At 72.8% G+C, this 12,709-nt stretch carries 9 protein-coding genes; 1 reads left to right on the forward strand and 8 read right to left on the reverse strand.

What is annotated here, in order from left to right:
- The 8 genes from ACZ6AQ_RS05505 to eccD form a co-directional block, all read right to left on the reverse strand.
- The gene (locus ACZ6AQ_RS05505) at positions 1-321 is read right to left on the reverse strand and encodes a hypothetical protein (protein WP_388688628.1); all 321 of its coding nucleotides are present in this window, start codon (positions 319-321) and stop codon (positions 1-3) included.
- On the reverse strand, positions 318-815 hold the full coding sequence (locus ACZ6AQ_RS05510; RefSeq protein WP_388688629.1) for a YbaB/EbfC family nucleoid-associated protein: 498 nt from the start codon (positions 813-815) through the stop codon (positions 318-320). The genes ACZ6AQ_RS05505 and ACZ6AQ_RS05510 overlap by 4 nt, the downstream gene beginning before the upstream one ends.
- Positions 816-873: 58 nt before the next feature.
- Positions 874-3,828, reverse strand: a complete 2,955-nt coding sequence (locus ACZ6AQ_RS05515; protein WP_468757714.1) for an AAWKG family protein — start codon at positions 3,826-3,828, stop codon at positions 874-876.
- Positions 3,829-3,891: 63 nt separating this feature from the next.
- Positions 3,892-4,380: a type VII secretion system-associated protein gene (locus ACZ6AQ_RS05520; protein ID WP_468757715.1), complete on the reverse strand. Its 489-nt coding sequence runs from the start codon at positions 4,378-4,380 to the stop codon at positions 3,892-3,894.
- Between the two features lie 65 nt (positions 4,381-4,445).
- Positions 4,446-4,781, reverse strand: a complete 336-nt coding sequence (locus ACZ6AQ_RS05525) for a WXG100 family type VII secretion target (RefSeq protein ID WP_468757717.1) — start codon at positions 4,779-4,781, stop codon at positions 4,446-4,448.
- A 54-nt stretch (positions 4,782-4,835) separates the two neighbouring features.
- Positions 4,836-5,195, reverse strand: a complete 360-nt coding sequence (locus ACZ6AQ_RS05530) for a hypothetical protein (protein WP_468757718.1) — start codon at positions 5,193-5,195, stop codon at positions 4,836-4,838.
- 196 nt (positions 5,196-5,391) lie between these two features.
- The gene (gene eccB / locus ACZ6AQ_RS05535; protein WP_468757719.1) at positions 5,392-6,858 is read right to left on the reverse strand and encodes a type VII secretion protein EccB; all 1,467 of its coding nucleotides are present in this window, start codon (positions 6,856-6,858) and stop codon (positions 5,392-5,394) included.
- 12 nt (positions 6,859-6,870) lie between these two features.
- On the reverse strand, positions 6,871-8,277 hold the full coding sequence (gene eccD / locus ACZ6AQ_RS05540; RefSeq protein ID WP_468757720.1) for a type VII secretion integral membrane protein EccD: 1,407 nt from the start codon (positions 8,275-8,277) through the stop codon (positions 6,871-6,873).
- 320 nt (positions 8,278-8,597) lie between these two features.
- Here eccD and eccCa point away from each other — a divergent pair, with 320 nt between their 5' ends.
- Complete coding sequence (eccCa, locus tag ACZ6AQ_RS05545; protein ID WP_468757721.1) at positions 8,598-12,692, forward strand: type VII secretion protein EccCa; 4,095 nt, start codon at positions 8,598-8,600, stop codon at positions 12,690-12,692.
- The last annotated feature ends 17 nt before the right edge of the window (positions 12,693-12,709 follow it).

The raw sequence follows: 12,709 nt of genomic DNA on the forward strand, positions 1-12,709 counted from the left end.
TCAGCGCTTCTTCGTGTGGGTGTCGATGTTCCCGGTGATGCCGTCCTGGGTCCTCTTGAAGCGGTCGGAGGTGTCGGTGAGGCTCTGCCCGCTGGCCTTGAGCGCCTCGACCAGGGCTTCGCTCCCCTCCACGACGAAGCCGAGCCCCTGGTAGTACTTCTTGGCGAAGGCCTCGCCGAACTCGCCCGTGCCCCAGCAGCCCCGGTAGCTGGTGATCTTGTCCATGTACTCGTCGCGGGCGACCTTCAGCTCCTCGCCCACGTTCTTGACGGCTTCGCCGCCCTTGTCGAGACCGCCGCTGTTGACGTTCAGTTCGCTCATCGCGCCGTCTCCTCCCCCGCGGCCCCGGTGTTCTCCTCGTCGTCCACCAGCTCGTCGAGCAGGGCGCCGCCGGAGGTGGCGGTGGACCGCGAGGAGGGCACCACCAGCTCGGGGTCGAGCCGCAGCGGGGCGAGCAGCTCGTCCCACTCGACGGGCGCGAAGCCGCCCTCGGCGTCCGGGTTCAGCCCGGGGACGGGGCCGAAGGGGCGGTACACGTCGAGGAGCCGGGAGGCGGCCTGGGAACGGGCGGAGGCGATGGTGCCCATCAGCACGTTCGCCAGTTCGGCGGGGGCCATCGTGCGGTAGCGGGAGGTGGGGAAGCGCAGGCCGGTCAGCTCGCCCTGCGCTCCCACGGTCGCCTCCACGGTGCGGTCCTTGGACGTGACCGTCACGGAGATCCGGGCCGCCTCGGCCGCGGCCTCGTCCAGACGGGCCCGGGTCTCCTCGAACTCCGCCAGGGCCTCCGCGAGCCGTTCTTCCAGGGGGTTGCTCATCGTCCCGTACCTCTTCTTCCTCGTTCGTACGCCGCCGGGGTGCGCCCCGCGGGACTGTTCACCGGCCGATCACTCCCGCGACCCCGCCCTCGTCGGTGCCCCAGACGTCCTCGTCCTCGCTGATCCAGGTGGAGCGTTCGCGCTCGTCGCTCTGGGTGCCCTGGCCGCCGCCCGCGCCTCCCATGCCGCCGCCCATGGGGGGCATCATCGGCATGCCGCCGGACGTGGTCGCCGGACGGCGCATCGCGACGGCCTCCTCGGCGGCGATCTGGGCGGCGCGGGCGCGGCCGGCCGTCACCTCGCCGGCGGTCGTGGTGCGGAGGCGTTCGGCGGCGGTGGCGGCGGAGAGGCCGGAGGGGGAGGTGGGGAAGCCGACGCCCGGCCCCAGGGGGTTGGCGGACAGCAGCGGGGTCCGCCCGGAATCGCCGTACCCGCTGCTGGACGGGGGGAGGGCGGTCTTCTTCTTCCCGTCGAGGAAGTCGTAGTAGTCCGGGGTCTCCGTGAAGCGCCCGGTGCCGGAGGACGTGCGGAAACCGCCCGATCCGCCGGTCACGGAGACCGTGCGTCCGTCGGCGTCCGTGGTGACCGTCCGCCCGTCCGGATAGGTGATCTTGTGGCCGCCGTTCTTCAGCGCGTGGTCGACGGTGCCGTCCGGGTAGCGGGTGGTGGTGGAGCCGTCCGGGTTGTGCTTGGTCTCCGCGCCCGCGTTCCCGCCGAGCGGGTTCAGGTGCTCGGTCTTCTTCTGCCCGCCGGACTCCGTGGTGGTGTACGTGCCGTCGGGGGCGAGCCGGGTGGAGGAGCCGTCCTTGTAGGTGGTGATGACGGTGCCGTCCTTGTCCACCGTGGCCACGGATCCGTCGGCGTACTCGATCGTCGAGGTGTTCTTGCCCAGGTGGGAGATGGTCTTGGTGCCGTCGGGGTCGATCGTGGTGATCGTCCCGTTGGGGCTCACCGTCGTCCTGGTCCCGTTGGCGTGGACCGTCGTCGTGGAGCCGTCCTTGCCGAAGGTCGTGGTCGAGCGGTCGGGGTTCTGGATGCTCTGCCCCGGCTCCGGGCGGGTGACCTTCTTGTTCCCCTCGGGGTCGGTCGTGGTGAGGGTGCCGTCGGTGGCGCGGTTCTGGACCGTGCCGTCCTTGTACTGCGTGACGCTGCTGCCGTCCGGGCGGAACGTGGTCTTCGTGCCGTCCGGGTAGGTGATCGTCTGGCTGCCGTCCTTGCGCAGCACCGTGGTGGAGCCGTCCGGGTTGACCGTGGTGGTCGTGCCGTCGCGGGTGACGGTGGTGGTGGTCCCGTCCTTGTGGGTGGTGGTGCGGGAGCCGTCCTGGTTGTACGAGGTGGTGGAGCCGTCCGGGCCCTTGACGGTCCGCAGCGCGACGGGGTTTCCCGTGCCCGTGCCGAGGCCGGGGCCGTTCGGGTTCGGCTGGAGCAGGGGCGGCAGCACGCCGGGGGGAGTGGTCTCCTTGCGCCCGTCGGGGTGGGTCGTGGTGTACGAGCCGTCGGGGTTGCGGACGATGGTGGAACCGTCCGGGGTGCGCACGGTGTTGCCGGTGCCGAAGCCGCCGTTGCCGCCCGTGAGGTTGTTGGGGTCCAGGAGGGGCGGGGGCTTGACGCCGGTGTCGAGGCCCGGGGGCTTCTGTCCGCCCTTCTCGTCCTTGCCGTTCCCGCCCAGGTCCTTGTTGCCGCCGAGGCCGCCGCCGAGGCCGTTGGGGTCCAGGACCGGCGGCTTGTCCCCGCCGGGGCCGTCCTTGCCGGCGTTCTTGTCCAGCTCGTTCTTCTTGTCCTCCAGCTCCTTCTGCTTGTCCTCCAGCTCCTTCTGCTTCTGCTTCGTCGCCTCCTCGACGAACTTGGACTTCAGGTCCGTGAAGCCGGGGTTGAAGGTGAAGGTGGTCGCCTGCACGCTCCGGAGGGCGTCGTTGACGATCCGCGCCTGGGTGGTGGCGGCCGTGTCCAGCGTCGCCTCGACGTTGGCGAGCCACGCCTTGTACGCCTTCCGGGCGACGTTGCGCCACGCCTCCTGCTGGGTGAGGTCGCCGTAGTCGGGGTGGTAGATGCTGAACCCCGGCAGGAGCGAGTAGTTCCCGCTGCTCGCGCTGGTGTCCACCTTGGCGATGTTGTTGTCGTTGAGGTACTGGACGGCCTTGTCCACCTCGACGTTGAGGTAGTAGGTGGGGATGTACGTCCTCGCCGGCGAATCGGCCGGCATGCCCGGCGGAACGGCGCTCAGCCAGGTTCCCCAGGCGGCCGCGAAGTCCGAGGCGGCCTTGTGGATGTCCCCCGCGCACCGGAGGATCTCCTGCCCGACGGTGGAGGTCGCCTTGTACTGGGTCGTGTCGAACGGGAGGGGGCCCGGCGGGGTGCCGAACGGGGTGAGCCTCTCCTGGAGGTCCTTGTAGCCGTGGCGCACGCCGGTGATGAGCGTGCGGAACACGTCGGCGGCCGAGCCCTGCCAGGCGGCGTCCTCACCCCCGAGGTCCTTCACCCACTTGTCCAGCTCCGTGCCGTAGTCGGTGAAGAACGTCAGCGTCTCGTCGAACGCCTTCGCCGAGGGGAGCAGGGAGCCCAGGTCGACCGCGTCCTCCTTGGTGATCTGGGGGATGCCGGTGCACGCGTGCGTGAAGGTCTTCGTGCTGCCCTGGCTCACGAGGTGTTTCAGGGCCTGTTCGTAACCGTGGTCGAAGGCTCCGGCGTACCCGTTGTCGCTGAAGTCGTTCCCGTTCTCGTTCCACGGGACGGACAGGGTGATCTCGAAGTACCCGTTGACGATGTTGTTGCTGTGGTCCCAGTCGTAGAACTTGACGACCCTCTCCAGCGGACTGGGCAGCGTGTTGGTGACGGCCGTGGTGCCGTAATGCCTGTCGATCTTCGCCCGCAGCCACCCGCCCCCGTCGGCCGACCCCTGGTCGGCCGTGCTGCCGATCCCGGCGACCTTCTCCCGCGTCGGCCCGAGGAAGCCGGTCAGCTGGGTCGCGAGGACTTCGGCCCGCGTCGTCGTGTCTCCGGCCGGATCGGGCATGGCGGCGGTTCCTTCAGGAGTGCGGGGAGTGTGGGAGGAGCGGGTGGCGGGGAGGGGCGGAGGTCACTTGGGAGGGGTGACGCCGCCCGTGGGAGCGGCGGGGTTCAGGATCGACGGCCACTCGTCGATGGCCTTCTGGCCCTCGATGTCCTCGAGGCTGGTCTCCTTGGCCGTCTTCATGTCCGTGATGGTGAACTCCAGTTCCCTCTTGATGTTCTCGAAGAGGACCTTCTGGTTCACCAGGACGTTGCCGAGGCTCTGGGCCGTCGTCTTCAGGTTGGCGATCAGGGTCTTGCCCATGAGTTCCTTGCTGGACTCCGCCTTCATCTCGGTGAGGAGCTTGCCCAGCGCCGGGCCGCCGGAGGCGATGTCCGCCGTCGGGGTGTCGATGATCAGGGCGAGCAGGTACAGCGACAGGTGCCCGGCCTTGGACTCGGTGGCCCCCAGCTCGGCCAGTCTCTTGGTGAACAGCGGGATGCCCTGCCCCTCGACCCTGAGGAACCGCTCCAGGGCCTCGACGTCGAGGTGGGACAGATCGGTTTTCTCGGCCATGCGCTCTCTCCCTCGGGCTGCGGGGCGGGGGCACCGCGGTGGTCGTACGGCGGGACGGCGGCGGGTCAGGCGCCGGGGATGCGGACGGTCGTCCAGTTGTTGGTGCTGGTGTTCTCGTGCTTCTTGTAGGTGTCGCTGATCTGCCTCAGAAGGGAGCTGTTGTTCTCCAGGACCTTGCCGAGCCGGCCGATGGCGGCGTTCCACTCCCCCTGCTTCTCGGAGTAGACGCCGGCGTCCGTGCCCTGCCAGGCGGCCCGCAGGCCGGCCAGTTCCTGGTTGAGCGCCTCGACGGTCTTCCTGATGGCCTCGGTCTGCATCCGCATGTCCTCGGCGGCGTTGTCGACGTGCTTGTACTGGACGTGGATGACGCCGTCGGTCTTGTTGTCGTAGAAGTTGGACATCGGGGACTCCTCGGCGGGGTGACGGGTGGGGAGGGACGGAGGCGGGGGCGGGGATCAGCCGCCGAGACGGGCCTCGGCGCCCTGGGAGCGCGAGGTGCGCTTGGCCGCCTCGATGAACTCGTTGATCTCGGACTGCGTGCGCGTCTGCGCCATGCCGGTCTCGGTGAGCTTCTGCATCAGGTCGCCCATGCTCCGGGTGATCACGTCGACCTCGTCGGTCCAGCTCCTGAGCAGCCCGCGGAAGGCCGTGCCGTCGCTGCCGCCGTAGGCGTTGATCAGGCCGTTCATGACCGTCTCGACGTCGGCCCGCGACCTCCCCACACCGTCCTTGGCCTGCCAGAGGGCGTTGTAGGCGCGCTGGTTCTCGCTCTGGTTCGAAGTCTGGGTGTTGCCGACGGGCGGCGGAGTCGTCATGGGAGGAGTCCTTGTCTGACGCACGGACGGGGCTGACGAGGGGGAAGAGTCGAACGCTCGTCTGGAGGTTCCCGATGCTAAGGAGAACAGGGCGACACGGGCAACGACTTGGGGGGTCTTCTGAGCTTCTTCTGATGTTCCTTACGGGTACGGGTCCGGGGCCCTGCCGGCAGGACACCGGACGGACCCCGGACTTTCACCCGCAGTTCGCCCCGGAGAGGGACAACTCCCCCGTGCCGTCCGGCGGTACGAGCCCCTTCGCCGACGCGACGTCCAGGCGCGGGCCCGTCGGCAGCATGTCCAGGAGCCGGGACGGCACGGCCTGGGCGTGCCCGCCCTTCAGGCCGAGCCGGTCCACCGCGGCGGTTTCCGCCAGCCGGTACTTCACGCCGACATCGGTGACCAGGTACGTCGTGGTGCCGCGCACCCCGCCGCCGGCGCCGAGCGCCTGCACGAGGGCACCGCCGCCGGGCCGTACCGCGACGCCCTCCACCGGCAGGCAGGCCGGGGCGATCCCGGGCCCGGACGCCGGGACCGGCGCGGTGCCGGCCTCCGCCACCAGGGCGAGCCGGACCCGGGGCGCCAGCCCCTCCGGCTGGATCTGGGCGCAGGGGGCCGTGCCGGCGGCGGGCCGCACGGCCGGGGGCGTGACGGGCCAGCCGGCGGGACCGGCGGGAACCCCGCCCGCCGCCTGACGCCGCGTCAGCTCGCCGGCGGTCAGCGGAAGGGCCGCCGGGGCGGCGTCCCGGTACGCCTGGCGGGCGGTGCGCTCGTCGCCCAGGACGAGGGCCGCGGCCAGCGGGGTGAGCGGCCGGAGACCGGCCTTCTCCAGGAGGAAGTACTGCCGGTCGGTGCCCGGCGAGGACAGGGCGAAGACCTGGCCCACCCGGGCCGGGGCCCCACCGACCGTCCCCGACTCCGTCCCCCTGCCGTCGATCTCGGGCGCCACCAGGTCCGCGCCCGCGGGCAGGCTGTCCAGGAGGGCGGCCGTGACGGGGGTGACGGCGGCGCCGGACCAGCCCAGGGCCTGGAGCGCGCCGTGTCCGCCGATCCGCAGCCGGTGGTCGGACCACAGCAGGTACGTGTGCCCGTCGGGGCCGGAGGCGAGGACGCCCTCCCCCCTCCCGGGGAACACGCCGCCGGCCTCGAAGCCGATCCGCAGCGAGGTGCGGGCGGCGGGCCGGCCGGTGCCGGCCGGGGCCGGGACGGCGCAGACCTGCCAGGCGCCCTTCTCCAGGTCGCCGGGGGCGGGCAGCGCGTCCGGGGCGCCGGGGATGCCGACCGGGGTGCCGTGGGCCTCGCCGCGCAGGGAGGCCGAGGAGACCGTGACGGTCCGCGGGTCGCCGGAGGAGATCAGCCGGGCCGAGGCGTAGTTGAGCACGGGCCGCAGGCGTCCGTCGAGGTACAGGTAGCGGGTCCCGGTCTCCTTCTGCACGATCAGGGCGTTCTCGGTCCGCCAGGACTTGGTGCCGGCCGGGGAGATCATCCCGAACAGCAGGAAGCCGAGGACGAGGACCACCCCCAGGCCGATGCCCCAGGCGAGGCCCCGGTTGGTGCGGCCCACGGGGCTCTCCGGCGCGTCCGGGTCCTGTCGCAGCATGCCGCTGACGAGCCGCCCCATGACGAACATGTGGGCCTGGACCTGGTCTTTTCTGGACTGCATGACGGTCCCTCGTCAGCCGGACACGGAACGCAGGGCGCCGTAGACGCCGAGCATCCACAGGACCAGCGGGATCAGCGCCACCGCGGCGCAGGTGTGCAGGATGTCCCCGGCCCGGCCCCAGTGCGGCACGAGGCGGCGGCCCGGCACGGTCCAGGAGGCGACCGCCGTGGCGCCCGCCAGGGCGAGCAGGCCGGCCAGCAGCAGCGGCCGGCCGTCGGGCGCGAGCCCGGCCGCCCGGGTGAGGACGGCGAGCAGCAGCCCGTACAGGCCGGGCAGGAAGACCGTCGTGCGCTGCCAGGCGTTGCCGATGTTCCGGGAGTGCAGCAGCAGGAGCAGGCAGAGGGTGCCCGCGGTGGCCAGGGCCGGGCCGTCCGGGTCGTCCAGGACCAGGGCGGTGAGCACGGCCGCGCAGACCAGGCCGACCGCCGCGTACAGGGCGGTCATCCACTGCTCGGCGAGCGCGGTGCGGTCGACGACGCGCGCGTGCGGATGGGGGTCGATGCCCTCCTGGAGCTCCTCGGCGTTCGACGGCAGGGCGGGCAGCCGCAGGCCGGAGAGGCGGAAGGAGAGACCGGGGACGAGGCCGCCGACGGCGACCGCGAGGACGGCGACGACGGCCGCCGTCGGGCCCGGGGTGAGGTCCAGGGACAGCATCAGGACGCCCGCGATCGCCCCGGCCAGGGCGATCACCGCGATCGACAGCAGCAGCGGGACGAAGGCGGCGACGGCCGCGACGGAGAGGACCGCGCCGCCCGCCGCCGCAGCGGACGCGGCGAGGAGCCGGGCCCCGGTCAGCTGCCCGCCGCCGTCGGCCTCCCCGACCGGCAGCAGGGCCCCGGCCAGCGCCAGGAAGGGCGGGACGAAGGCGCCGAGGGCGGCCCCGGCGGCCGAGTCCCCGACCGCGCGGGAGGCCGCGGCGGCTCCGAAGAGGACCAGCAGGCCGGTGACGCCCGCGACGGCGGCACGGGTCGGCCCGTCACCGCCGGGCAGGGCGCAGACCACCCACGCGGCGGCCAGCACCAGCACGGCCGCGGCACGCAGCGTCCAGCGGCCGGTGCGGACGGTCCAGGCGTGCGGCCGCTCCCGCATGCTGCCGGCGACCCCGTCCACGAGGTCGTCGAAGTGGATCTCGGGCAGCGCCTCGATCCGGGGCCGCAGATGGAGGGTCTCCCCGTCGCGGAGCGCCAGCGACTCCGGGGTCCCCTCCTCGTCGAGGGGCGCCCCGCCGAGGCGCTGGAGGACCCAGCCGCCGTGCTCGATGCCCTCCTCGGCGAGCTCCTCGCCCGCGTGGTCGAGCAGGGTCGGCAGGAGGTCTGCCAGGGGGACGTCCACGGGGACCGCGAGGTCGAGGAGACGCCGCGGGGTTCTGACCGAAAGACGACAGAGACCGGGGCTCGATATGCCCGAAGTTTCACTCATGGCGGGTGGCCGCACCTCTCCGAGGGGCCGGGGTACCAAAGCTGGGTAGCGCACATTACCTTGGTCTTCACGTCAGGTCACAGGCCCCCCGGGCCCGTTGACGCCTGTACCGCGCCCCCTTCCCGCGCGCCTCCGTGCGGCCCGGGGCGACGGAGAACCTCGTACGCCACCGGTCCCGGCGGACCGCCGGAACCGGGCCGTGCCCGGCCCCGGACGGGCCGCCCAGCCGGAACCCCACCGCCGGACCCGGGCCGACCACCGGGCCCGGACGCGGTACCGGGACCCGTCCCGGACGCGATCAGCCCGAGGAGACACCCAGCGTGAGCACCGTCCTCTTCCGCAGGCCCGCGCGGCGGCGCGGTCCCGACATGCCCGACGGCGAACTCGCGCTCCAGGAGCCGCCGACGCTGCCGGAGGCGGAGCCGAACACGTCCGCGATGTGGACGTACCTGCCGATGGGGCTCACCTCGCTGGCGATGCTCATGATGTTCCTGCGCCCCGGCCAGGCCAACGCCTTCAGCTACGTCGCCATCGGGCTCATGCTGGTCTCGTCCGTGGCGATGGTCCTCGCCCAGCTGATCCGGACGGCCGGCGAGCGCAAGCGCAAGCTCAAGGGCGAGCGCCGCGACTACCTGCGCTACCTGACCCAGATGCGCCGTCGCATCCGGGTCACGGTCGGGGAGCAGCAGAAGGCCCTGTCCTGGCGCCATCCGGACCCCTCCGCCCTGTGGGCGCTGACCGGCACCAGCCGCCAGTGGGAACGCCGCCCCGCCGACGACGACTTCGCGGAGGTGCGGGTCGCGGTCGGGGACCAGAAGCTCGCCGTACGGCTCGCGCCCCTCGCCACCAAGCCCGTCGAGGACCTCGAACCCCTCGCCGCGCACGCCCTGCGCAGCTTCATCCGCGCGTACGGCACCGTGCCCGACCAGCCCATCGCGCTCTACCTGCGCGCCTGGTCGCGAGTGCTGGTCCGGGAGGAGGGCGCCGGGTCCGGTACGGGCGGCACGGGACCGGGGGCGGCGGCCGACGGCGGGCCCGGTACGGGCGCCGGAACGAGCGCGCAGGCCGGCGGAGGGGCCGGTGCTGGCGGGGAGGGCGAGCGGTCGCGGGCCCTGCTGCGGGCCCTCGTCGCCCAGCTGGCCGCCTTCCACGCCCCCGAGGAGCTCAACGTCGCGCTCTGCGTCAGCGACGAACGCCGGGCCGACTGGGAGTGGCTGAAGTGGCTCCCCCACGCCCAGCACGGCTACCAGCGCGACGGCGCGGGCCAGGCCCGGCTCGCCGCGGCCGACTTCCCGTCCCTGGAGGAGCTGCTCGGAGCGGACTTCACCCAGCGGCCCCCCTTCGACCCCGAGACCCCGCCCAGCCGCGACGAACCCTTCGTCCTCGTGGTGGTGGACGGCGGCACCGTGCCCCCCGGCCACCGGGTCACCGGCCCCGGCTACCGCAACACCGTCCTGGTCGACCTCGGCGGGGCGCTGCCCTGGAAGCCCGCCCGGGCCACCCTGCGCCTCCGCCTCGACGGAGCGGGCCTGCACCTCGTCCGCACCGACCGCGAGCGCAAGGAGCAGGCCACCTTCCTCGGGCGGCCGGACGCCCTCGGCCCCGCCGCCGCCCGCGCCCTGGCCGCCCGCCTCTCCCCGTACCGGCTCGGCGGTGGCGTCACCGCCTCCGAGCCCTTCGTCACCGACACCGACCTCACCAGCCTCCTCGGCATAACCGACCTGCGGAAACACGAGCCCGACCGGCTCTGGAAGCATCCCGTCGAAGGGCGCGGACGGCTGCGGGTGCCCATCGCGGTCGGCGAGGACGGCACCCCCGTCGAACTCGACATCAAGGAGTCGGCACAGGGCGGCATGGGCCCGCACGGCATGCTGATCGGCGCCACCGGCTCCGGCAAGAGCGAGCTGCTGCGCACCCTCGTCCTCGGCCTGGCCCTCACCCACTCCTCCGAGACGCTCAACTTCGTCCTCGTCGACTTCAAGGGCGGCGCGACCTTCCTCGGCATGGACGAACTGCCCCACACCTCCGCCGTCATCACCAACCTCGCCGACGAGGTCGCGCTGGTCGCCCGCATGCAGGACGCCCTGCACGGCGAGCTGATCCGCCGCCAGGAGCTGCTGCGCAAGGCCGGCAACTACGCCTCGGTGCTGGAGTACGAGCGGGCCCGCGCCGCCGGCACGCCGCTGGCCCCGCTGCCGAGCCTCTTCGTGGTCGTCGACGAGTTCAGCGAACTGCTCGCCGCGCACCGCGACTTCATGGAGCTGTTCGTGATGATCGGCCGCCTCGGGCGGTCACTCGGCGTTCACCTGCTGCTCGCCTCCCAGCGACTGGAGGAGGGCAGGATGAGCGCGCTGGAGGGACACCTCTCGTACCGCATCGGCCTGCGCACCTTCTCGGCCATCGAGAGCCGGGGCGTGCTCGGCGTGCCCGACGCCTACCACCTGCCCTCGCAGCCCGGCAGCGGTTACCTCAAGAGCGGCGTCGAGGCGCTGACGCGCTTCCGCGCCGCCTACGTGTCCGGCCCGTACAAGGCGCCCCGGCGCACCGTCCGCCGTGAGCAGATCGCCCGCCAGGTCGTGTCCTGGGGCACCGAGTGGATCGTGCCGCACACCCTTCCCGCCGCCCCCGACCCGGAGCCCGAGACCGAGCCGGACACCGAGGAGAGCCTGCTCGCCCTCGCCCTCGGCCGGCTCCGCGACAGCGGGCCGCCCGCCCACCAGGTGTGGCTGCCGCCGCTGGACCGGGCACCCAGCCTCGACGCCCTGCTCCCGCCGCTGACCCCGGACCCCGACCTCGGCCTGACCACGGCCGGCTTCGCCGACCGGGGGCGGCTCCGGGTCCCCGTCGGCCTCGTGGACCGGCCCTTCGAACAGGTCCGGGACCTCCTCACCGTCGACCTCTCCGGCGCCGGCGGGCACTTCGCCGTCGCCGGCGGCCCGCAGAGCGGCAAGAGCACGCTGCTGCGCACCCTGATCTGCTCCCTCGCCCTCACCCACTCCCCGCGCGAAGTGCAGTTCTACTGCCTGGACTTCGGCGGTGGCGCGCTCGGCGCCCTCGCCGGCCTTCCGCACGTCGGCGGGGTCGCCGGCCGGCTCGACCGGGAGCGGATCGCCCGCACCTTCGCGGAGATCCTGTCGCTGCTCAACCGGCGTGAGCTGTTCTTCCAGGAACAGGGCATCGACTCGATGGCCTCCTACCGCAAGAGGCGCGCGGCGGGCGAGTTCGCCGACCAGCCCTTCGGGGACGTCTTCCTCGTGGTGGACGGCTGGTCCACGGTCCGCAGCGACTTCTTCGACGACATCGCCGTCTTCGGCGAGATCGCCACCCGGGGCCTCAACTACGGCGTCCACCTGGTGATCTCCACCGCCCGCTGGGTGGAACTCTCCTCCGCCCTCCGCGACCAGATCGGCACCCGTCTCGAACTCCGCATGGGCGACCCCATGGACTCCGACGTGGACGTCCGCAAGGCCGCCACCGTGCCCGTCTCGCCCGGCCGCGGCCTCAGCCCCGACAAGCTGCACTTCCTCACCGCCCTCCCCCGCATCGACGGCCAGGAACGGTCGGAGGACCTGGCGGAGGCGGTCGCGGACCTCGTCGAGGCCGTCGCCGAGAGCTGGGACGCCCCGCCCGCCCCGGCCGTACGGATGCTCCCCACCCGGCTCGCCCTCGCCGAACTCCCCGTGTCGGAGAGCCCGCTGCGGATCTCCATCGGTCTGGACGAGACGGAACTCGCCCCGGTGTGGCACGACTTCGCCCAGAGCCCGCACCTCTACATCATCGGTGACACCGAGAGCGGCAAGACCGCCGCGCTGCGCATGATCGCCCAGCGGATCATGCAGACGCACGGCCCGGACCGGGCCAGCTTCCTCATCGCCGACTACCGCCGCGAACTGGTCGGGGCGATCCCGGAGGAGTACCGGCTCGGTCACGCGATCTCCGCCGACCCGCTGCGGGAGTACGTCGACGGCGTCGCCCGCGCGATGACCTCCCGGCTCCCCGGCGAGGACATCACCCCCGCCCGGATGCGCCGCGCCGACTGGTGGAACGGACCGCGCCTCTTCGTCCTCGTGGACGACTACGAGATGGTGGGCTCGCCCTTCGACGGGCCGTTCGACTCGCTGCTGCCCCACCTGCCGCTCGGCTACGAGATCGGCCTGCACTTCGTCGTGGCCCGCGCCTCCACGGGAGCGGGCCGCTCCGACCCGCTCGTCCACAAGCTGGGCGAGGTCAACTCCTCGGCGCTGCTGCTCTCCTGCCCGCCGTCGGAGGGCTACCTCCTCGACGGCATCAAACCGCGCATCCTGCCGCCGGGCCGCGCCCAGAGCGTCGTCCGCCGCAAGACCCGCCTGGTCCACCTCGCGCTGCCGGACCCCGAGGAGAACGAGGAGGCCGGGGAGGCCGGGGAGGCCGGGTAGACCGGAGATGCCGGGGA

This window comes from Streptomyces sp. NPDC041191 (genome assembly GCF_055591945.1).